Here is a 22,546-nt window from a genome sequence, read left to right as displayed (position 1 = left end):
GGCCGGGGTGGTGAAACGCAGCGCTGGCGCGTTGAGATGCATGGCCCGACGTTATGCCCGCGTGTATGGGGCTGTCAAGCGGGCCCGTGCTGGCCGGATGGCCTATGTGGATTCCGCTGAAGCGGCCGGGGGAGTCGTCTGCTGCCTCGTGTGGGAGCCGCTTCAGCGGCGAATGGGGGTTTGGGCAAGTCCCCTATCGCCGCTGAAGCGGCTCCCACAGGAAGCGATCCGCACCGACTGGGAAGGTCAGTGTTTTGAGAGGTCCAGGGTGTAGACGGCGGTGCCGTCGCCGTTGTCGCGGAGCTGCCTGATGGCGAGGTGCTGGGCTTTGGCGATGTCTTCCTTGCCGGAGGCGGCCGAGAAAGTCAGCGTGCCCTTGGTCTTCACCGGCACGAAGCTCCACGAACGTTTGTCGACGTCCTTTGCGGTGATGGTCTTCTTCGCTTCCACCCACTTGATGACGACTTCGCGGTTGCCGTCCGGCGCGTTAAGCACGACGGACGCGCCGTTCATACCAGGGAAGCCACCGCCGCCGTTCGCACGGTAGCTGTTGGTCACTACGATGAACGGCTGGCTGTCCGTGACCGCCTTGCCCTTGTAGCGAAGGTTACCGATGCGCTGCCCTTCCGGCTTGGTGATGTCGATGGTGTACGTGATGCCGCCCTGCATCTGGTCGAAGTTATACGCGACGAACTTGCCGGTCAGCGGCTGCTCGCCGTCCTTCGACGGATCGATCTGGTTGAAGCGGCGCGCTGACTCCTCCAGCCAGGCTTTCACGCCCGCACCGTCGATCTTCACCGCGGCAAGGGTGTTCGGATAGAAGTACAGGTCCGCCGCGTTGCGGATGGTCATTGAACCCTTCGGCACATCGGTGTAATCGTCCGGACCACCGAAGCCCGTGCGGAACGCGGAGGCCGCCGAGATCACCGGCACGTCCTTCCATTCCGGATGCGTGCGGCTCAGCTCATCACGTGCATAGTCGGCCTGGGCGGCGTTGACCACGGCAATCGCGCTCATGTTGCCCTCGTCAGCGAAGTAACTGCTGAGATCGTGATCGGTCGCGCCGATCGGCGTGTTGACGTACGCAATGGCGGCTTCGTGTGCGTCCTTTACGATCGGCGCAATGGCGGGATCCGCGGCGACGCATTCGTTCTTCTTCGGGCAGATGGGACGAACCTGGCTGTGGCTCTTGTCCTTCTCCACCACCCAGCGATCGCCCTCGCGTTTGAGCGACATGTTGATCACGCCGAGGTCCTTGCCGAAGAAGCCGCCCATCACGGCCGGCACGCCACGCACGATGCCGCGCCTGGCGTCGACGTCCTTCATGTCCATGTAGCGCGGCCCGGGGAACTCGGTGTGCGAATGCCCGAGAAGCAACGCGTCGATACCCGGTACGCCGGCGAGGTACCAGCCGCCGTTCTCCATCTGCGGTGTGTACGGCGCCGTGTTGAGGCCGCCGTGAAGGATCGCGACGACCAGGTCCGGCTTCTGCGCGAGCACTTCGGGCATGTACTTGTTCGCCGCTTCGACCACGCCGTCGACGGTGACCTTGCCCTGCAGGTTGCGCTTGTCCCAGTCGAGAATCGGCGGGGGCGTGAAACCGATGATGCCAATTCGCAGGGTGGTGGGAACGACCTTGCCCATGGCCGTGGTGACGTTCACCGTCTTGCTCACGATGGTCCAGGGCTTGAAGATGGGCTTGCCATCACGTGCGCTGTAAACGTTGGATAGCACCAGAGGGAACTTCGGTCCGGCGCACTGTTGTGCCTTCACGCCATCGACGTTCATCGCCGTGTTGGTGACCTGGGCGAGGAAGGGCAGGCCGTAGTTGAATTCATGGTTGCCGGCGGTACCGCCGTCGTAACCGATCGTATCCATCGCCGCGTAGATGCCGAGCTCCGTATCGCAACCTACCGGCTTGACCATCGCCTGGTAGTCAGCGAGCACCGAGCCCTGGATGGTGTCGCCGCTGTCGAACAACACGGTGTTCGGGAATTCCTGCCGGGCCTGCCGGATCAGCGTGGCGACGCGCTCGTAGCCGAAGGTCGGATCGTCTTTCTGCTTGTAGTAGTCGTACGAAAGGATGTTCGAGTGGACGTCGGTCGTCTCGAGAATGGCCAGGTCCAGCGTCGCGCCATCGGTGATGGCCGCGGGGTGCGCAGTCTTGCCTTTCGGCGCGCCGGCACAGGAGGCGAGCAGGGCGGCCGAGAGCGTGGCCATCGCGAGATGCTTGAGCATGGGGTATCCGGTGGGGCTTTGGGGTGTCGGGTCGGAAAACTAGCAGAAACCCGCGCCGTTTTTTTGTGGGAACCAATTCATCGGCGAATGGGGGTGCGGTGGACTGGCTTTCGCCGAGGAATCGGCTCCCACAGGGAGCGGGGCAGGTTACGGGGTGCGCTCGGCTTTGGCCTGGTCGAAGTACGTGTAGGTTTTGCCGTTGTCGTTCAGCTGTCTGGTCTTCAGGACGAAGCGGTATGCGCTGCGATTCATCGGTGAGCCGTCGACACGGCGGACGTCGAGGCCGGTGGCGACGTCGGTCGTCACGTCTGCCGGTTTGACGGTGAGCCCATCACCGTTGCGGCCTTCGAGTGCCTCGCGCAGAACGCGCCCGTCGGGTTTGCCGAATTCCAGCTTGAGCACCGCAGCCAGCGTGGGTGCCAGATCGACGTTGCCGCTGGGCAGCTCGCTGCGCATGTTCTTGCGGAAGTCCGGGCCACTGGCCAGCAGCAGATTGTGTACGTCGACCGGGCTGAAGCTGCCGTGCATGCCGCGCTCGTTGGACATACTCGTATAGACGGTGCCCTTGAAGCCCTGCACGACGGCATCCGCGTTGAAGTCATAGCTGGCGATGATGTCCGGCGAGCGCTTGTTCGCCAGGCGTACCGCGCCGAGCGGCAACGTGCCAGGAACCTTCCCGTAGCGCGCATCGACGAAGATGGCACCGATGTATTCCTGGCTCTGCAGGAAACGCACCGCCTTGAGCACTTGTGCGCGATCGTGTTCGGGCTGGTAAAGGTACTCGCTGCCGCCGTTGGGGGCGATGACGAACGCCTGTTTCGGCAGTTCCACGGGAACCTTGTAGGCAGGCGTCGTGTACGGGCCGGGCTTGCCGCAGAGCTTGCCATCGTCGTCGAATCGCGTCGGGCGTACCGGTTTGCCGTCGGCTGCGATGCCGGACATCACCGGAACGTAGAGACAACCGTAACCATCGAAGGCCGTGAGACCGGCGCGGGTCATCTCGTCCGCCAGGCGGATGGCGCCAGACACGGCATAGCCCCATTCGCCATCGGGCTTGCCCACGCGGCCATCCGCGATCGTGCGCAACGGGAATAGGTCCAGCGGCGCGGAGACGTTGCTGTGTGCATGGTCGGAGACGATGACAAGATCGGTATCCGCCGCCATGCCAAGCTCCCTCAGGCGCGCCTGCAGCCTGCCTAGCAGTTCGTCCTGTGCGCGCAGCGCCAGATGGAAGTTGGGTGAGCCAACACCGTAGAGATGTTCGGTGGAATCGGGGTTACGCAGCCAGACAAAGCTGATATCGGGCTTCTCGATCGGCAGGATGTACGTCAGGAAGGCGTTCATCAGGTAAGCATTCGATGCCGTCGGTGGCGCGCCGGCGGCATCGGAGGCGTCGGAGGTGACGCCGTCCTTCAGGGTCACCAGCGGCAGCTGCGCCGTCGGCGTGCCGTTGTCGGGCTCGAGCTGGAAGCGGTCCGCCTCGTAGGCATGAACCGTATTGGCCGGCAGCGGCAGGCCCGCCTTCGTCAGGCGCCTCGAGAAGTCCAGCGGCAAGGCCACGTTCTCGTCGAGGATCACGCCGCCCTCGTGGATGTCCTGCATGAAGGCCGGGCCGGATTTACCCACCACGGCCGTCTTCAGGCCGGCCTTTCGTGCGCGCTCGAGCAGGGTCGGTGCCTCGAGCAGGTCGTGGTGCCAGTGATCGTCGAGGGCGCGAAGGACCGCATAGTCCTCGGTGTAGATCGGCGCGTTGTAATCGCTTGGCGCGCCCTTGGCGTCGAAGCCGGTCGCACCCGGCGCCCAGAAACGATTGCCGTAGAAGCCGGTCGTACCCGGAAACGAGCCCGTCGCGAAGCTCGACGCGTTGATCATGGTGAAGGTGGGATACGTCGCGTGGTTATCCGCGAAGAATGTGCCCTGTTTCGCCAGGGCCGCCAGGTTGGGCGTGTCATCCTCACTGATCGCATCCGGTCGCATGCCGTCCCACACGAAGACGATGACGCGGTGCGCCTGCGCATCCACGGTGACCCCTGCAAGTAAGAGGGAGGCCAGGAGGGCGAGTCGGCGCATGGGAAATTTCCGTCAGGATAAAAGGTGAGCATGGTGACGCCCCCGTGTTTCAGTTCGGGGACGAGGCATCAGAAAAATGCGATGCCCGACACCCATTCGTAAGAATCACATCCTGCCGTAAGAAAACATACATATGGCGCCCGCAGGCTTGTCGGCTTCCCCACGACGAGTTCCCTGTCGATCATGATGCTTTCCCGCCGTCACCTGTTCCTCGCCCTTGCCTCCGCCATGGCCTTCCAGGCCCACGCCGAGGACGTGCCGCCGCCGGCCGCCGACCAGGCCCAGCAGCTCGAGGGCGTGTCGGTCATCGGCCAGGGCGAGACGCGACAGGTGCAGCGCATCACGCCGGCCGACCAGACCGTGCTGCCGCCGGGTACCAGCCCGCAAAAGATCCTCAACCGGCTGCCGGGCGTGTCCGTCCAGTCGAACGACGCCTTCGGCGCCAACGAGGAATCGCAGACGATCACCCTGCGCGGCTTCAACGCCACGCGCCTGGGCTATACGCTGGATGGCCTGCCGCTGGGCGACAACGCGTACGGCAACTACAACGGGCTGAACATCTCGCGTGCGCTGATCGCCGAAAACATGGCGACGGTCGAACTGTCCGAAGGCATCGGCGCGCTTGGCACGGCCTCGACGAGCAACCTGGGTGGCGCGATCCAGTACTTTTCGTCGGACCCGGCGAAGACCTTCGGCGGCAAAGTCGCGCAGACCTTCGGCAGCGACCATAACCGTCGCAGCTACGCGCGCATCGATACGGGTGACTACAAGGGTTTCTCCATGTACCTGTCCGGCGCGCACACCGACGCGGACATGTGGGCCAATCCCAATTCGCCGACCAACACCAAACAGTTCAACGGCAAGGCCGTCTACGAGTTTGGCGAGGGTAATCGCATCACCGGCTTTGCCGATACCTCGCGTACCAGCCAGGCGGATTACGCGTACCTGTCCAAGAGCGGCATGCAGCGTGGCCTGGGCTGGGACTGGAATCTCTATGCCCCGGACTGGAAGCGTGCGCTCGCGGCGGCCTACTGCTCGCCCACGTACACGAAGGGTGGTGTGAGCGATCCCCGTTGCGGTTTTTCCGGTGGCGTCGACAACATCGACGACGCTTACTACCAGAGCCGTGCACTGCGCAGCGATGACCTCTACTACCTTGCCGGTGACTTCACCGTTTCCGATTCGGCGACGTTGCACACCCAGGTCTACCACCACGAAGACGCCGGCCAGGGTCACTGGTGGTCTCCGGGCCAGAAGTCGTATCCGGGCACGGCGCAGGAACTGCCCATCTCGATCCGCAGCACCAACTACACGATCAACCGTAACGGTGCCATCGCATCGCTGGCGTGGGACCTTGGCGGTCATCACGTCGAGGGTGGTATCTGGTACGAGAAGAACAACCATCACGTCGAGCGCAACTTCTATTACATCGATGGCCCGGTGAGCGACGATCGCTACCTGTCCGATCCGGATCGCCGCCTGTTCGCGCAGGACTATGTGATCACGACGAAGCAGGCTTATCTGCAGGACAGCTTCAAGGCGCTGGACGATCGTCTCAGTGTCGACTTCGGGGTCAAGAGCCCGCACACCACCATGACCGCGCGCGAGTTGCCTGGTGTCGAGAGTCCCTATGCGAACGGTACGCTCAAGGCGGAGAAGGCCTTCCTTCCGCAGGCCGGCCTGGCCTTCCAGCTCGCGCCGGGACAGGAGCTTTTCCTTTCCTACGCGAAGAACATCGCTGCGTTCCAGGGCGGCGGCGCGGGTGGACCTCTGTCGGTCTCGCAGACCGCATTCAACGGCACGAAGTCCAGCCTCAAGCCGGAAGAGTCGCGCAGCATCGACGGCGGTTTTCGCAGTGTCGGCACGTGGTACGAAGCGTCCGTCGCGCTGTATGACGTGAAGTTCGACAACCGCCTGCTGTCGCTCAACCCCTGCCCCAGCATCGAGCAGGGCACGCGTCCGGAGTGCAACACGGCTTTCGTCAACGTCGGTTCGGTGAGCAGCCGTGGTGCGGAGTTCACCTTCATCTGGAAGCCCGTCAAGGGCTTCGAGTGGTACAACTCGGCGTCGTTCAACCGTTCCAGGTACGACGACAACTACGTGGCCAACGGCCAGATCGTGCCAGTGAAGGACAAGACCACGGTCGATACGCCCAAGCGCATGTACGCCAGCGAGATCAGTTATACCTATGGCCCGTGGTCGGCGAGCCTGCAGGGCAAGTACACGGGCAAGCGCTATTACACCTATACCAACGACCAGAGCGTCGCCGGCGCCACCGCCTTCGACTTCGGTGCCAGCTATAACTTCGGTCCCGTCGCCAGCCTCAAGGCACTCACCCTGGCCCTCAATATCACCAACCTCACCGATCACCGTTACGCGACCAACCTGACCGCCTTCGCGGCCACGGATCCGAACGGCCGCGCGCTCGCTTTCCACGCCAGCGCACCGCGCCAGAGCTTCGTTACCCTCACGGCGGACTTCTGATGAAACGAATTGCCCGCTCCTGGCATGGCCGCTCGTTGTATGCACTATCCTCGTGCGCTCTCGCCCTGGCGTTTGGAGCGCTCTCGATGTCCACGCATGCCGCACCGGCCAAGCCCCTTGCCGCGAAGGTCCTCGTCATCGGACACCGTGGCGCGAGTGCGCTTCGCCCCGAGCACACGCTGGCCTCCTACGCGGTGGCGATCCGTGACGGTGCCGACTTCGTCGAGCCCGACCTGGTGTCGACGAAAGATGGTGTGCTGGTCATTCGTCATGAGAACGAGATCGGTGGCACGACCGACGTCGCGGCGCACTCCGAGTTCGCCAGCCGGCGCACGACGAAGACCGTCGACGGCGTGCAGATCACCGGCTGGTTTACCGAAGACTTCACTCTTGCAGAGCTGAAAACGCTGCGTGCCCGCGAACGGCTCGCCGATATCCGCAAGGCCAACACGGCATTCGACGGCCAGTTCAGCGTGCCGACGTTCGACGAGATGATCGAGTACGTCGCCGCGGAATCATCGGCACGCGGCCGTATCATCGGCATCATTCCCGAGATCAAGCACTCGACGTATTTCCGTGGCGTCGGACTTCCCATGGAAGACAAGGTGCTGGCCACCCTCGCCGCGCACGCCTATACGCGGACGGCGCCGGTCGAGATCCAGTCGTTCGAGATCGGCAACCTCAAGTACCTGCACGACAAGCTCGGCAAGGCGCATCCGAATATCCGCCTGCTCCAGCTGATGGACGACGCGGCGGAGCACCCGGCTGATGACGCCGACACCACGTATGGCGCGATGATGACGCCGGCGGGGCTCAAGGTCATCGCGACCTATGCCGACGCCATCGGGCCGTCGACGCGCAGCATCATTCCGCTGGCCAAGGATGGCAAGCTGGCGCCCGTCGCCCCCCTGGTCCACGACGCGCACGCCGCCGGGCTCGAGGTCCACCCGTATACGTTCCGGCCGGAGAACCACTTCCTCGCTGCGGATTTCCGTAATGACGCCGGGGATGCGGCTCGGAACGAAGCCGGCTCGGTTGAGGAGATTCGCGCCTACCTGGCTACCGGTATCGACGCGTTCTTTACCGACGATCCGGCGCTGGGACGTAGAGCCCTGGACGGCAAATAACCGTCGCTGACCCTTGTGGGAGCCGATTCATCGGCGAATGAGGGCATGTGGGAGCCGATTCATCGGCGAAAAGCCAACGGAGCGGTGAAGCTGCAACCTCATCGCCGCTGAAGCGGCTCCCACATGGGCCCGTCCGGCTCCCTCAGCCGCCCCGCGCAGGTATGATCCCGGCTCAGCCAGTCCCAGGGATCGCCCGATGTCGTTAGCCAAGTTCCTCCGTCACAAGTCCGTCGAGCAGCTTCAGGCCGAGGTAGGCCAGCGCAAGGACTTCAGGCGCGTGCTGGGCCTGTGGCAGCTCACCGCCATCGGCATCGGCGGCATCATCGGCGTGGGCATCTTCGTACTGGCCGGCCAGCAGGCGGCGCTGAATGCCGGCCCCGCGGTCGCGCTCAGCTTCATCATCGCCGGCCTGGGCAGCGCGTGCGCCGCCCTCTGCTACGCCGAGTTCGCCGGTCTCATTCCAGTCACGGGTAGTGCTTATACCTACGGCTACGCCGTGCTTGGCGAGGGCGCTGCCTGGATCATCGGCTGGGATCTCCTCCTCGAGTACGCGTTGGTGGTTGCGGTCGTGGCTATCGGGTGGTCGGGGTACGTGCAGGTACTGCTCGCCTCCGCCGGCGTCCATCTGCCGGAATGGGCGCAGAAGAGCATGAGCGCCGACACCATGGCCTATTACTGGCAGCACGCCGTGGGTCCGCTCGGCATCGGCTTCGCTCATCCCGTGGCAGCACCGACCGACGCCCACCGCTTCAACATCATCGCCGCCGGTATCTCGCTGTTCGTCGCCATCCTGCTTTCGGTGAAGACCGAATGGGGCGCGCGCCTCAACACCGTGATTGTCGGCATCAAGGTGATTGGCGTGGCGCTGGTGATCGGCGTCGGTGCGTTCTACATCAACACCGCCAACTGGCATCCGTTCATTCCCGAGCGCGTGTTCGACGACAAGGGCATGGGCCACTTCGGCTGGCAGGGCGTCCTGACCGGTGCGAGCGTCGTGTTCTTCGCCGTCTTCGGCTACGACACGCTGACCACTGCCGCTGAGGAAGCCAAGGATCCGCAGCGAGATCTTCCGCGTGCGGTGCTCCTGTCGCTGGCCGTAGCCATGGTGCTGTACATCGCGGTATCGCTGGTGCTCACCGGCATCGTGCCGTACGGCACGCTCAACGGCGAAGCGTCGGTCTCGGATGCCTTCAACGCCATCGGCCTGCCGTGGCTCAGCAACGTCATTGCCGTCGCCGCCGTCATCGGCGTCATCAGCGTGCTGTTCGCCTTCATGCTCGGCGCGGCGCGCATCTGGTTCGCCCTGTCCCGCGATGGCTTGCTGCCGGCCTGGTTCGCCCGCGTGCATCCGCGCTTCGGTACGCCTGCGCGGCCGACCATGATCCTCGGCATCTTTACCGCCGTGGTCGCCGGTCTGCTGCCGATCGGCGAAGTGGCGGAGCTGGTCAATATCGGCACGCTCAGCGCGTTCATTCTGATCTGCGCCTCGGTGCTGGTGTTGCGGGTGCGCAGGCCGAACCTCGAGCGCAAATTCAAGACGCCTGCCGTGTGGTTCGTCGCACCGCTGGGCATCCTGTTTTCGCTGGCGCTGATCTGGGGCCTACCGTGGATCACCTTCGAGCGCTTCGCCATCTGGATGGCGATCGGCCTGATCGTGTACTTCACCTATGGTGTGAAGCACAGCAAGCTCAATCGCCAGGACCCTTGAAAGCCTGTGGAGTACGCCCTAACGTCGGGCGTTACCCCTTCGAAGGAACGCCTCATGTCCGATCTTTCCGCCTTCCCGATTACCTCGCGCTGGCCGGCTGCGCATCCGGACAGGATCCAGCTCTACTCGCTGCCGACACCCAACGGGGTCAAGACCTCGATCCTGCTCGAGGAACTTGGGTTGCCGTACGAGGTGCACCTCGTCGACATCATGAAGAACGAGAACAAGACGCCGGAGTTCGAGTCGTTGAATCCGAACGGCAAGATCCCGGCGATGATCGACCCGAACGGTCCCGACGGTAAGCCGATCGGCCTGTTCGAATCAGGTGCCATCCTGCTCTATCTTGCCGAGAAGACCGGGAAATTCATCCCGGTCGATGCGGCGAAGCGCTGGGAAACCATCCAGTGGGTGTTCTTCCAGATGGCGGCCATCGGGCCGATGTTCGGACAGGTCGGGTTCTTCCATAAGTTCGCCGGCCGCGAGTTCGAGGACAAGCGTCCGCTGCAGCGTTATGTCGATGAATCGAAGCGTCTGCTCGGCGTACTCGATCGCCGCCTCGACGGGCGCAAGTGGATCATTGGCGATGAGTACACGATCGCGGATATCGCCACGCTGGGTTGGGTGAATAACCTCGTAACGTTCTACGGTGCGCGTGAGCTCGTCGGCTTCGACGATTTTCAGAACGTAATTGCCTGGCTTGAGCGCGGGACGTCGCGCTCGGGCGTGGAGCGGGGACTGAAGATTCCTTCACGCACCTGACCCACCACGCCAAAAGAAAACGGCCGCGAAAGCGGCCGTTTTTTGTGGTGCAAGACGCAATGGGATCAGAAACGGAATTCTGCCGCACCACCCCAGACGCCGACATTCACCGTGCGCTTGTCATCGGTGATGCCCTGCGCCTTCAGCGAGTAGTTGTCGTAGTTGACCGTCACGCCGAAGTTCTTCGTGAAGTCGTAACCGAAGCCGATGCCTGCGTAGATGCCATTGTCGTTCGACGAGTCGCGATACTTTTCGCTGAACACGTTCTGGCCAGCGTAGGTCTCGCTCACGTCTACGTCGTACGACGTGTGCGAGTGTGCCAGGCCGAGGCGAGCGGTGATCGTCCAGTGGTGCGGAAGTTCCCACTTGCCATTCGCGCCGACGAGCACTGCGCGACCCTTCAACTTGAACTTGTCCGTCTCGCCGTAGCTGGGAGTGCCGTACTCGTACTTCGACGAGATTTTGCCCAGATCGACGTACCCGGCTTCAACGCCGAGGTAGAACGGACGATCCACCGCCCAGCGGTAACCGGCCACCGCACCGAAGGCGGCGTCTTTCTTGTCCTGAAAGCCGCTGTGGCTGATGTCGTAATGTGTCTGGCCACCGTTGATGCCAACGAAGGTGCCTTCGCTGGAGGCATTGGCACCGAACGCGGCAAACGAAAGCGCGGCGGCAGCGGCCGCCGTGAGAAGAAGCTTTTCCATGAGGATCCCTGTGTTCCTGGTAGTGCGCACCGGCCCCTTCGCCGGGCGGCCCCTTTACTGGCCGCGCGATATTACGATCTTTTAACTTCCTGCGCCAAGCACTTTTTGCGCGTATCCGTATCGTAAGTTTCTACGATTGGAATGGCTGCGGATTGACTGTCGTGCCTACGCCAAGCGCGTCGGTCGGGCCCGGCGGTCAGAACGCCCGTGACCTCTGGCATAGGGCACCCCGGCCCACGCCGTTTAGCATCGGAGGCTTGCGCGAACCGCAGGGGCTCGCGCCGACCCGCTCGCATGGATGTCCGGGCAACCCACACGCTCCACGGGAGAATTCAGTGAAATCCACCCTTCTTGCCTCCGCGCTGCTGGCGGCACTCGCCAGCGTTGGCGCGACGGCCGTCCGCGCGGATGATGTCCCCGCTCCGCAGGACACCGCTTATAACGGCACGCTCAAGCTTGCCGTCGATGCGACCGACCTCGATCATCGCGTGCTTCGCGTTCGTGAAAACATTCCCGCTCCGGCGGGTCCGCTGACGCTGCTGTTCCCGCAGTGGATCCCGGGCCATCATTCCCCGACCGGTCCGATCGACCAGTTCGCCGGCCTCGTCGTGACGGCCGGTGGCAAGCGCATCGAATGGAAGCGTGACGAGTTCAACGTCTATGCCTTCCATGTCGACGTGCCGGCTGGCGCCACCTCGGTCGATGTCGAGTTCCAGACGCTGACCCCGCAGGACACCCGCCAGGGTCGCATCGTGATGACGCCCGACATCGTCAATGTCGAGTGGAACCAGGTGTCGCTGTATCCGGCGGGTTACCGCGCGGATCGCGTGCAGGTCGACGCCAGCGTGAAGCTTCCGGCTGGTTTCCAGTTCGGCAGCGCGCTGGAAGAAGCCAGCAAGAGCGGCGACACGGTCAACTTCAAGACGATCAACTACGACGACCTCGTCGATTCGCCGATCTTCGCCGGCCGTTACTTCAAGCGCGTCGACCTCGACCCGAACGGCCGCTCGCCGGTGCACCTGAACATCGTGGCTGACAACGCCAAGTCGCTCGAGATCAAGCCGGAAGCACTGGAAATCCACCGCAAGCTCGTCCAGCAGATGGACAAGCTCTACGGTGCGCGCCACTACAACCACTACGACTTCCTGCTCGCGCTCACCGACAAGCTCGGCGGCATTGGCCTGGAACACCACCGCTCCTCGGAGAACAGCGCTGCCCCGGGCTACTTCACCGAGTGGGACAAGAACTGGCTCGGCCGCGACCTCCTCGCGCACGAGTACAACCACTCCTGGGACGGCAAGTACCGTCGTGGTGCCGACCTGGCCACGCCGAGCTTCAACGTACCCATGGGCAACAGCCTGCTGTGGGTCTACGAAGGCCAGACGCAGTTCTGGGGCAACGTGGTCGCAGCGCGTTCGGGCCTCGTGACGCAGGACCAGGCGCGCGACCTGCTCGCCTTCGTCGCTGCGACCTACGACAAGGGCCGTCCGGGCCTGTCCTGGCGCAACATTGAAGACACCACCAACGATCCGACCATTGCCCAGCGTCGTCCGCTCTCGTATCGCAATTACCAGATGAGCGAAGACTATTACCAGGGCGGCCAGATGGTATGGCTCGACGTCGACACCAAGTTGCGCGAGCTGACCAAGAACAAGAGCAACCTGGACAACTTCGCCAAGGCGTTCTTCGGCATGAAGGACGGCGACTGGAAGGTCAACCCGTATACGTTCGAAGAAGTGGTCTCGACGCTCAACGGCATTGCGCCGTTCGATTGGTCGACCTACCTGCGCGAGCGCATCGATGGGCACAAGGGCGATATCGAAGGCATCGAGCGCGGCGGCTGGAAGCTGGTCTACAACGACAAGCCTTCCGACGCGATCAAGGCGTTCGAGACCCGCCGCATGATGACCGACCTGACCTACTCGGCCGGCTTCGGCGTGTCGTCGAAGGGTGATATCTCCGACGTGCGTTGGGACGGTCCGGCCTTCAATGCCGGTCTTTCGCCGGGCATGCATATCATCGCGGTGAACAACAAGGAGTTCTCCGGCGACGTGCTGAAGGACGCCGTCACCGAAGCGAAGACGAGCAAGGCCCCGATCCAGTTGCTGGTGAAGAACTTCGACACCTACAAGACCGTCAACGTCGACTACCACGACGGCCTGATGTATCCGCATCTGGAACGCGACAAGAGCAAGCCCGACTGGCTGGGCGAGCTTTACAAGGCGAAATGAAAAGGGGGCGCCGAAAGGCGCCCTTCTTTTTCATGCGTTCCGCGGACTCGGTATCAGCCGACCTCCACGCGTTTTTTTGTGGGAGCCGATTCATCGGCGATCCCTGCGGAGCGGTGTCTTCAGATTCCTTCGCGAGCACCCATCGCCGATGAATCGGCTCCCACAACAGCGCGCTCGGGCTTGGCGGGCTTCAGACCGAACAACGGCCGGATAAAGCCAACACGTCGAATCAAGAACTCATGCAGCACGAAACAACCGCCAATCGTCCCACCCAGCACCAGCGCAGGCTCCAGCCACGGCCCGAGCGCCATCGGCTTCAGCCAGAACACCAGCAGGATGATCAGGCTCTGGTGCAGCATGTACCAGGGATACACCGCTTCGGTGCAATACGGCAGCCAGCGGAACGGATGGTCGAGGAGAGCCTTGCCCCAGCCGAGGATGGCGAGCAGGGCGCTGAAGAGATACACGCAATGCAGGGCCTCCGTCAGCAGATCCCAATAGTCGTCCGGCACACGGTGCGTCCAAGAATCCGCCGTTACCAGTTGCCCTGCCAGCCGTAGTCCGAGATACACGGCAATCGACACCAGTGCCGTTGCCAGCGTTGCCTTTCGTAGTGACACCACGCGTGTCCAGAATCCTGCCTCACGGGCCAGCAGGTAACCTCCGAGGAAGATCGATGCGTACTTGGCATGCTGGTACCAGTCGCCGAAGTAGGCATTCGTTCCCGGGAAGGCTGGCGCCAAAAACTGCATGAAGAGCAGCAGCAGGGCAGCCGGTGCGCTCACGATCATCCACAGGGGTGCCGCACAGAAGCCGGCGACCGCTGCGCGTACCGGCCGGAGCGACAACAAGGGCATCAGCACTACCAGGCACAGCGTGTACGTCCACAGATAGGGCAGGTACCAGAGGTGGTTCCAGGTGATCCCGTATTGCCAGCCACCGAAACTGTCCTTCGGCCACGGGTGCACACGCCAGTAGCTGAGCAGGAAGTTCCAGAAGCCCGGCGTCAGGTGGCCGTTAGCCACGCCCTCGCAATACGGCTGGATCGGCACCACCACGAACATGCCGAAGATCAGCGGCAGCATCAGCCGCCAGGTGCGCTCGCGGGCAAAACGCCATAACCGGCCCTCGGGCGCGGCCAGTGCAATCGCCGCACCGGAGATCAGGAACAGCAGCGACATCCGCCAGCGGTTCACGAAGATCATCGGCCACTGCAGCCACTCGGCCGTGTGGACGCTTTTGATATGAAAGTCCCAGTCCGCCACATAAGCCATGCCCGTGTGATAGAGGATGAGGAGGGCGAAGGCGAAGACGCGCAAGGCATCGATGTCGTGGCGGCGGGTGGATGGCATGGCCGTGCGTCCTGTCGTGAAGGCGAGGCCAGCATTGGCGTCGTACCGGGCTCGTCACCAGCGCGAGGTGTCGAATGAGAGGCTTTCAGGGACGAACCGCGGGGCAGGTGGGACGTTATGATTGAGCGCATGGAAGACACCGCACCCACACCGCCCGGTAAGGAGCTCGACCGCGCCCATCGCCGTCGCCAGCGCTGGATGATCGCCTTCTGGGTCGTCACCTTCGTCGCGGCCGCCATCGGCAACACGATGACCAGCCGGATGGACGCGAACCGGTACAACATCGCGGTGCCGACCTGGCAGATCGCGACTAACGAATTCAGCAGCATCACCCTCGGCCTGTTGCTTCTGACCCTGATTCTCAAGGCCTGTGACCGATGGCCCCTGCACGCGGACACCTGGCGGCGCAGGTTGCCGCTGTACTTCCTGGGCAGCCTTGCCTACTCGGCCTGCCACGTGATCGGCATGGACCTGATTCGCCTGGTCGTCTACTCGAGCTTTGGTTCAAGGTATGACCCGGGCTCGTGGACCACCCAGGCCATCTACGAGTACCTGAAGGATGTGCGCACCTTCTTCCTGATCGTCGCTGTCGGCCACATGGTCGAATGGTTCGGGCGCCACATACAGGGTGAAGCCAGCCTGCTCGACGTCCCGGACGAGGGCCCGCCGGTCGAGGCCGTGGACCGCCCGGAACGCTTCCTCGTGCGCAAGCTCGGTCGCGACTTCCTTGTGGCCACGGCCGACATCGAATGGGTGCAGTCCGCTGGTAACTACGTGAACCTGCGCGTCCGCGGGCGGGACTATCCACTACGCAGCACGCTCGCCTCGCTCGAGACCCGGCTCGATCCCGCCGTGTTCGTGCGGGCACACCGCAGCTATCTCGTGCAGCTGGCCCAGGTGACGTCCATCGAACCGCTGGACGCCGGCGATGCCCGGCTGCACATGGCCGACGGTACGGTCCTGCCGTGCAGCCGGCGTTACAGGGAAAGCCTGCGCGCCGCCGCGGCGGGCGCCGAACCCACGCTGGCCAGAGCCTGACAGCTCAGGCTAGGCCGCCTCGGGGCATTCGGCTACAATGCCGCCTCTGCAAGATGCGCTCGTAGCTCAGCCGGATAGAGTAGTGGCTTCCGAAGCCATTGGTCGGGGGTTCGAATCCCTCCGGGCGCACCATCTTTCCCACGTCCCTGTGGGAGCCGCTTCAGCGGCGATTCCCGACTCTTGCCGAACTCCCGAACAAGCTAACCCTCAGGCCTGCGCAAGCACAGCCGCTGCCTCCAGATGCGGCGCCATGAACTGCTCGCGGTCCGCGCCGAAGTTGAGCGCCATGGTGCCGTTGACCGTGAGTAGCGTGGCGTCCGTGACGCCGAGGAAACCAAACATCGTCTGCAGGTACGGCCCGACGAAGTTATAGGCGTCCATCTGGGGACCACCCGTGCCCACGATGAAGGTCGCCTTCTTGCCCTGCAGCAAGCCAGTGGGTGTCTTGCCGTCGCCGTACGAGAACGTGCGCTGCGCACGCACGACCTGGTCGATCCAGAGCTTGAAGATCGCCGGCACGCTGAAGTTGTGCATCGGTACGGCGAACACGTACTCGTTGGCTTCCTCCAGTTCGGCAATCAGCGAGTCGGACAAGGCCAGGGTCTGCGTCTGCGCGGCGGTCCGCTGGTCGGCCGCGGTGCGTACCGCGTTGATCCAGGCGGCGTCGATCGGGGCGAGCGGCGTGGTGTAGAGGTCGCGGGCCAGCACGCGACCACCCGGATTGGCGGCTACCCACCGGTCGACGAACGCGGCAGACAGTTGGCGAGTGACCGAGCCTTCGAGCATCGGGCTGGAATCGATATGCAGCAAGACAGACATTGAGGTGGTTCCTAATAGACAAATGACGTTTAAGCAGCATATGTCCGTTAGATCTAATAGACAAGTGTCGTTTAGACGCCAGCTGCCGATGCCGGTATCCTTGAGCACGATGATCCAGACCTCTCCCTCCGGCGACGCAGCGGCGCAGAAGACCGACCCGCGCATCCTGCGCAGCCGGCGCATGCTCATGGACGCGCTGGTCCGCCTGCTGGCGCACAAGTCTTTCGAAGAGATCTCCATTCAGGAAATCGCCGACGAGGCGACGCTGAATCGCGCCACCTTCTATCTGCACTACCCAGACAAGGGCAGCCTGCTACAGGCCATGGCGGCCGCGCGGTTCCGCGATCTGGTCGCCAAGCGCGGCCTGTCGTTCCAGAATTGCGAAGGCGGCCTCAAGGCAATCGCCCTGGGCGTCTGCGACTACCTCGCCAGCTCGTCGGGGTGCCCGAGCGCCTTGAGCAGGATGCCCATCGAGGGCTCGATCATCCCCGTGCTGGAAGATATCTTCCGGGAAGGCGGAGCCGACCACGAGGCCCGCCCCGGGGTCGATCCCGAGCTTGTTTACACCACGGCAGCATGGGCGGTTTTCGGAGCGGCGCGGCTTTGGTTGCAGATGAGCGACCGCGTGTCGGCGGAAGAGATGGCGGACAGGATCGAGGCGATCGTCATGCCGATCTTCGTGAGTGCGACGCAGCGGTAGATCCGCCTGGTGACACGCTGCGACCGGCTCGCGACATATTCCTCGGCGCAGTACACGCCCATCCCTAGCATTGCCTGGTGGTCAATCAGACCGACAGCCAGGAATGCTCATGATTCAGCAGAGATACGCTTCGACACGTCACCTCCGTCTCTGGCTGGCGGCGTGCGCCGTCACGTTGCCCGCGGCGGCGATGGATATGGGGACGGCGAGCATGGAGGTGGTGACCACCACCAAGGCGAAGGCGCCTCCCAAATTGACGGCTGCCCCGGATGGCTCCATCCAGGTGCCGCTTGCAGCCGAGTTGTGGCAAGTGACCGGCGATGTCCAGTTCACCAGGAAAGAGGGCTTCCCCCGCGGGATCATGACAATGAGCGGCGCCGATCCGCAGTTGTCTGCACTCCTCAAAGGTTTCTCGTTCGGCAACGGCACGATCGAGTTCGACACCAAAGCCAGCGACAAGGACGGCGAAGTGAACGTCGCGTTCCGTAAGACCGACGCGAGCACCGAAACGTTCTACGTGCGCGTCTCGCCGGATTGCGCCGCTTCGCAGGATTGCCTGCAATACGCGCCGCTCACGCATACGCGCCGCCTGTGGGATATGTACATCCAGTATCAAAGGCCGGCGCCATTCGCGGATGATCACTGGAACCACATCAAGATGGTGATGTCCGGGCGGCGCATGAACGTGTACGTCAATCACGAAGCCACGCCGTCACTGAGTGTGGGCAGGCTGCAGGGCGACGCATCCATCGGTGCGCTTTCGCTTGGCGGCCCGGCGACCTATGCCAACCTCGTCGTGAAACCGGATGTGGTCGAGGGCCTGCCTGCGGAGCCGGAAGCCGATCCCACCGCTAGCGACCAACGGTATTTGCGCACCTGGGAGATGGCGCCGCCCACACGGCTTGCCGAAGGTGCCGAGCCGACGATCACCGACGTACCGCCGGCCTCGGCAGCATGGGCGACGACGCATGCCGAGGATTACGGCTTGATCAACCTGGCGCGACGCAGCGATGCCCATCCGGACGATCACGCCAGACCGTTGATCGGCTGGCTGAAGACGACCATCGAATCCGACCATGACCAGACCCAGCATGTATCCATCGGTTTCCTGCGCGAGGTCTGGGTGTTCGTCGACGGCAAGCTTGTCTACGCCGACAAGAATCTTTATCACGTCGCCGGTCAGCGCAAAGATCCCGACGGCCGCCTTTCACTGGAAAACGGATCGTTCGATCTGCCTTTGCATAAGGGCGCGAATCACGTCGTGGTCGCCATCCGCAGCAATACACCGGATATGCGGGATCAATACGGGTGGGGCATCGAGATGCGTCTGCAAGATCTCGATGGCGTTCATCTCAGATAGCCCCGAGGATGGTTCCGAAAAGCCTTGGCCATCGCAATGACTTCGGCTTTTTAAGACTGAGTGGGCGCCACCGTCATCAACATCGCGGCCGCATCGGCTACGACCTGCGCGGCTTCCTGCACGTACGGATCCTTCGACGGTTTGGTCGGCTCCGGGCGCTTGTCCTGCGCCACACTGCGTTCCTCCGGGTCGAGGCCGTCGTCACCCTTGGCGGACGCATCGTCGTCGTCCACCGGCAGGCCGTCTGCGACGTTCAGGGCCTTGCGACGCGCGCGGAAATCCGCCGAGACTTTCAGGTCGGCCTCGCGGGTTGCCTTGCGCTCATCGAGGTTCAACGAGACGGTCGTACGGGCGGCGGTTGCCTGGAACGAAGCGAGTTCGTCCATGGTGAGCTGCCAGCGTGCGGTGTGCTGCACGCGTGCGGCATGAGCGCTGTCGAGTTTCGGGAATAGCGGCATGAGCGTCTTGTCCTGCGTGTGCGGGACGGCGGCTATGGATGACTCCGGCAGCGCATTCTTATAGGTCGACTCGCCGAAGTCCTTCTCGTCCTCGGTCGGCGGGAAAGCGATGTCCGGTTTCACGCCGAGCAGCTGCGTGCTGTCCCCGTTGATGCGATAGAACTGCGCGATCGTCATCTTCAGTTCGCCGAGCTTGCCCTCGTGCTGCTCTTCCACGGCTTCGTCGAGGTCGAGAAGATTCTGCACCGTGCCCTTGCCGAAGGTGCGCTGGCCAAGGATGACGCCACGACCGCGATCCTGGATCGCCGCGGCGAAGATCTCCGAGGCCGAGGCGGAGCCGTGATTCACCAGCACGCCCAGCGCACCCGACCAGGCCGGCGTGGCGTTGTTCGCGCCCTGCACTTCGACCTTGCCATCCGCGCTGCGTACCTGCACCACGGGACCGGCGCCGGTGAACAGGCCGACCATGTCGGAGGCTTCGGTCAGCGAACCGCCGCCGTTGTCGCGAAGGTCGATGACCACGCCATCGACCTTCTGCTTCTTCATCTCGCCCAGCATGCGCGAGACATCACGCGTCACGCTGCGATAGTTCGCGTCACCCGCGCGGCGGGCGTCGAAGTCTTCGTAGAACGAAGGCACCGTGATGATGCCCAGCTTGTGTGCATGGCCCGGCTCGCCAACCTGGAGCACCGTCTGCTTGGCCGCTTCATCCTCGATGCTGATGTGACGGCGGGTGAGGGTGACGACGTGCGGAGCGACATCACCCTTGCTCTCGTCAGGAAGCAGTTCCATGCGAACGGTGCTGCCGCTCTTGCCCTTGATGAGCGTGATGACGTCATCCGAGCGCCAGCCGATCACGTCCGTCAACGGGCCAGCGGTTCCCTGGCCGACGCCGGTGATGCGATCGCCGACGTGGATCTTTCCGGACTTGGCAGCGGGGCTGCCCGGGATCAGCTCGGTGACCTGGGTGTATTCATCGTGCTCGCGGAGATAAGCGCCGATACCTTCGAGCGACAGTGACATCTCGGTGTTGAACGCTGTCGCCGCCTTGGCTGCGAAATAGTCGGTATGCGGATCGGTCGATTCGGCATACGCGGTCATGAAGAGCTGGAAGGCGTCATCGGCGCTGGTCTTCTGGATACGCGACGCGAGGTTCGCGTAACGATGCGCCAGCGTCTTGCGGATGGCGTCGTCGCCCTGGCCGGCCAGTTTCAGGCGAAGCCAGTCTTCCTTCGCACGTTCGCGCCACAGTTCGTGCAGTTCGTCCATCGACGCCGGCCAGGGTGCGGCCTTGCGCTCGGTGGCAATGGATTCGTGGACGCTGAAGTCGAAACCATCCTTGAGCAGCGACTGCGCGTAGTGGGCTTCATCCACGACGCGGTTGAGGTAGAGGTTGATCGGTTCGAACGCGGGGCCGAGATCGCCCTGATCGATCGCGGCCCCCAGGGTGGGACGCAGCGGGGCGAAGTGCGCGATGTCGGCGGCGGTGAAGTAGCTGCGCTCCGGGTCCAGCGTCTCAACCAGCTTGTCGAAAACGACCGCCGAGAACGTCGCGTCCAGCGGGCGCGGGCGGTAATGGAACTTTGTCAGGAACAACATCGCCACCTTCCCGGCGACGGCTTCCTGGTCTTCGGGGACAAGCGCGATCGTTCCGGCCGCCGTGACGGAGCTGGCTGCGGAACCGGCGCTTGTCGCTGCCGCCTGGGGCGCGCCGGTGGCTGTGGTCAGGGCAGAAGTCGCGAAGATCGCCAGGGCGGCGAAGACGACGGAGCGGGGGGATGTCATGGGGGAATTCGGTCGGGTTTCGATGGAGGTCATTCTGGCATGGGGGATCATGCCCGGGGCGGCCTTCAGGCGGCTTTCTGTGGGAGCCGGCGATGCCGGCGATGCGGGGGTGGGGCAACCGGGGTATCGCCGCTGAAGCGGCTCCCACAGGGGGGCGAGGAATGGGGTAATTACATTCCGCTGGCCTTGGCGCGTGATTCGCCTGCCAGTGCGCCTGCCCGGCCGGGAGATCCTGTCAGGGTGGTCTTGAAGGCCGCCAGCGCAAGGGCGGGCTGCTTCTGGAGCAACAGGAGGTCACCGAGCTGCTCGCGGGCCGGCAGGATCGGGCCGGGCGTGACCGGCCGTTTCTCCAGGGCGTCTTCCTTGTCGGCCGCCGCGGTCAGAAGCGCCACCGCGTTCGCCGTGTCGCCACCGGCCTGCGCCGACCATGCCATGACCTCACCGGCGAGGACGCTGGTCTGCACCGACCAGTAGGCATCCCCGCTGCCGTCGAGCTGGGTCGCTATCTGCTCCAGGCGCTTCGCTTCCTGTCGCGCTTCCGCCGGGTGCCCGGAATGCGCGAGGCCCAGGCCCCGGGCCCAGACCGCGATCGCCACGACGGAAGGAGGCGCGCCGGCCGGGTCCTTGATCGCAGTGGCGTCTGCCCAGTGTGCTTGCTCCACTGCCACGCGAATGGGCATGGCGGTGGCGGCATAGGCGACGCCGAAGTCCTCCATGTCGAGCGGCGGCATGGCATGCATGTCGTCGACGACAGCGCTTGCTTCCTTCGCACGTCCGGTCTGCATGTACGCGTAGACCAGATAGTCCATCGCATGGAGCTGGCCCATCGTGTCGCCATGCTCGCGAGCGGACTTCTCCGAGGCGAGATTCGACTGGATGGAATCGTCCCACAAGCCGAGCCGCGTGAAGATGTGCGAAGGCATGTGCAGCGCATGCGGCGCCGAGGGCGCGATGCTGGCGTACTTTCTCGCTGCGGGAAGGCCGCGCTGCGCGAGCTCTGCGCTGTCGCACGCGTGAATCAGGTAATGCGCGATACCCGGATGGTCGGGATAGGTCTTGAACAGCGGCTCGAGGATGTCGACGGCCTGCTTCTGCCTGGCGTGGGTCTTGTCCGATGGCGCCGCGTTCGATAGCAGCGCCACGGCGTAAAAAACCTGCGCCTCGACGTCCTTCGGGTTGTCGTGTGCCAGCTGCGCCATCGCCTTCTCATAGGCGAGCGTGCGCTGAGGGAGCTTGATGCCTGGATCAACCTTGTAGAGCTCGCCAAGGGCGCGGATGAACTCCTGCTCGCGAGGCGTCGGGCCATCGAGGCGCGTCGCTTCGAGCACTTCCTTCTGGCCCGCCGCGAACGTATCGGGTGGAAGTGCCGGCGCCCACACCGGATGGAAGTAGGTCATCGCCACGCCCCAATGCGCCATGGCGCATTTCGGATCCGTGGCGACGATGTCGCGGAATGCTTTGGTGGCGGGGCCGTAGGCAAACGAGTGAAGAAGGGCGACGGCCCGGTCGAATGGCTGCTGCACCTTCGGGTCGCATGAAATGGGGAAGGTCACCTTCCCCAGTTTCTCCGGCATGCCGTGGTCGTGCATCTCCTGGCCGGATGCCGTCGCGGCGACGAGTAACGACACCCACACGAACCACGAGCGACGAAACATAAGCCTCTCCATCGGTGACCGGGGCCACGCGGCGTGGCTCGCAATAATCTACGCCCGT

At 63.7% G+C, this 22,546-nt stretch carries 15 protein-coding genes and 1 tRNA gene; 9 read left to right on the top strand and 7 right to left on the bottom strand.

Annotated features, from left to right (window positions below; translation table 11 throughout):
* Positions 1–246 precede the first annotated feature (246 nt).
* Together ACVWWJ_RS21860 and ACVWWJ_RS21855 are read right to left on the bottom strand one after the other, a co-directional pair.
* Positions 247–2,238 (bottom strand): bifunctional 2',3'-cyclic-nucleotide 2'-phosphodiesterase/3'-nucleotidase, encoded by a 1,992-nt coding sequence (locus ACVWWJ_RS21860; RefSeq protein ID WP_456969461.1) that lies wholly within the window; start codon positions 2,236–2,238, stop codon positions 247–249.
* A 147-nt stretch (positions 2,239–2,385) separates the two neighbouring features.
* Positions 2,386–4,308: an alkaline phosphatase family protein gene (locus tag ACVWWJ_RS21855; RefSeq protein WP_456969460.1), complete on the bottom strand. Its 1,923-nt coding sequence runs from the start codon at positions 4,306–4,308 to the stop codon at positions 2,386–2,388.
* Positions 4,309–4,491: 183 nt separating this feature from the next.
* On the opposite strand from ACVWWJ_RS21855, the gene ACVWWJ_RS21850 reads away from it, so the two are divergent.
* The 4 genes from ACVWWJ_RS21850 (at position 4,492) to ACVWWJ_RS21835 (ending at position 10,386) form a co-directional block, all read left to right on the top strand.
* Complete coding sequence (locus tag ACVWWJ_RS21850) at positions 4,492–6,792, top strand: TonB-dependent receptor (RefSeq protein WP_456969459.1); 2,301 nt, start codon at positions 4,492–4,494, stop codon at positions 6,790–6,792.
* Positions 6,793–6,878: 86 nt separating this feature from the next.
* The gene (locus tag ACVWWJ_RS21845) at positions 6,879–7,919 is read left to right on the top strand and encodes a glycerophosphodiester phosphodiesterase (protein WP_456969458.1); all 1,041 of its coding nucleotides are present in this window, start codon (positions 6,879–6,881) and stop codon (positions 7,917–7,919) included.
* Positions 7,920–8,115: 196 nt separating this feature from the next.
* A complete protein-coding gene (locus tag ACVWWJ_RS21840; protein WP_456969457.1) occupies positions 8,116–9,627 on the top strand; it encodes an amino acid permease in 1,512 nt (503 codons plus the stop codon).
* A gap of 54 nt (positions 9,628–9,681) precedes the next feature.
* Entirely contained in the window at positions 9,682–10,386 is a 705-nt protein-coding gene (locus tag ACVWWJ_RS21835; protein ID WP_456969456.1) for a glutathione S-transferase N-terminal domain-containing protein, read from the top strand.
* A gap of 65 nt (positions 10,387–10,451) precedes the next feature.
* On the opposite strand, the gene ACVWWJ_RS21830 is transcribed toward ACVWWJ_RS21835, so the two are convergent.
* Positions 10,452–11,090, bottom strand: coding sequence for an outer membrane protein (locus ACVWWJ_RS21830; RefSeq protein ID WP_456969455.1), 639 nt, complete (start codon positions 11,088–11,090; stop codon positions 10,452–10,454).
* 335 nt (positions 11,091–11,425) lie between these two features.
* Here ACVWWJ_RS21830 and ACVWWJ_RS21825 point away from each other — a divergent pair, with 335 nt between their 5' ends.
* Positions 11,426–13,321, top strand: coding sequence for a M61 family metallopeptidase (locus ACVWWJ_RS21825; RefSeq protein WP_456969454.1), 1,896 nt, complete (start codon positions 11,426–11,428; stop codon positions 13,319–13,321).
* Positions 13,322–13,440: 119 nt separating this feature from the next.
* Here ACVWWJ_RS21825 and ACVWWJ_RS21820 read toward each other — a convergent pair whose 3' ends face one another.
* Positions 13,441–14,673 (bottom strand): acyltransferase family protein, encoded by a 1,233-nt coding sequence (locus ACVWWJ_RS21820; protein WP_456969453.1) that lies wholly within the window; start codon positions 14,671–14,673, stop codon positions 13,441–13,443.
* Between the two features lie 117 nt (positions 14,674–14,790).
* Between ACVWWJ_RS21820 and ACVWWJ_RS21815 the strand changes: the two genes are divergently transcribed.
* The gene (locus ACVWWJ_RS21815) at positions 14,791–15,711 is read left to right on the top strand and encodes a LytTR family DNA-binding domain-containing protein (protein WP_456969452.1); all 921 of its coding nucleotides are present in this window, start codon (positions 14,791–14,793) and stop codon (positions 15,709–15,711) included.
* A 55-nt stretch (positions 15,712–15,766) separates the two neighbouring features.
* A tRNA-Arg gene (locus ACVWWJ_RS21810) sits at positions 15,767–15,843 on the top strand.
* Positions 15,844–15,918: 75 nt separating this feature from the next.
* On the opposite strand, the gene ACVWWJ_RS21805 is transcribed toward ACVWWJ_RS21810, so the two are convergent.
* Positions 15,919–16,530 carry an FMN-dependent NADH-azoreductase gene (locus tag ACVWWJ_RS21805; RefSeq protein ID WP_456969451.1) on the bottom strand — a complete coding sequence of 204 codons (612 nt, stop codon included), beginning with the start codon at positions 16,528–16,530 and terminating at the stop codon, positions 15,919–15,921.
* A 109-nt stretch (positions 16,531–16,639) separates the two neighbouring features.
* Between ACVWWJ_RS21805 and ACVWWJ_RS21800 the strand changes: the two genes are divergently transcribed.
* Both ACVWWJ_RS21800 and ACVWWJ_RS21795 read left to right on the top strand, forming a co-directional pair.
* Positions 16,640–17,230, top strand: coding sequence for a TetR/AcrR family transcriptional regulator (locus ACVWWJ_RS21800; RefSeq protein ID WP_456969754.1), 591 nt, complete (start codon positions 16,640–16,642; stop codon positions 17,228–17,230).
* Between the two features lie 109 nt (positions 17,231–17,339).
* Positions 17,340–18,590 (top strand): hypothetical protein, encoded by a 1,251-nt coding sequence (locus ACVWWJ_RS21795; protein ID WP_456969450.1) that lies wholly within the window; start codon positions 17,340–17,342, stop codon positions 18,588–18,590.
* A 50-nt stretch (positions 18,591–18,640) separates the two neighbouring features.
* Here ACVWWJ_RS21795 and ACVWWJ_RS21790 read toward each other — a convergent pair whose 3' ends face one another.
* On the bottom strand, positions 18,641–20,833 hold the full coding sequence (locus tag ACVWWJ_RS21790) for a carboxy terminal-processing peptidase (protein ID WP_456969449.1): 2,193 nt from the start codon (positions 20,831–20,833) through the stop codon (positions 18,641–18,643).
* Between the two features lie 170 nt (positions 20,834–21,003).
* Positions 21,004–22,488, bottom strand: a complete 1,485-nt coding sequence (locus ACVWWJ_RS21785; RefSeq protein WP_456969448.1) for a hypothetical protein — start codon at positions 22,486–22,488, stop codon at positions 21,004–21,006.
* Between the last annotated feature and the right edge of the window lie 58 nt (positions 22,489–22,546).

This window comes from Luteibacter sp. HA06 (genome assembly GCF_054061215.1).
This window is presented reverse-complemented; position numbering and strand designations above follow the sequence as displayed.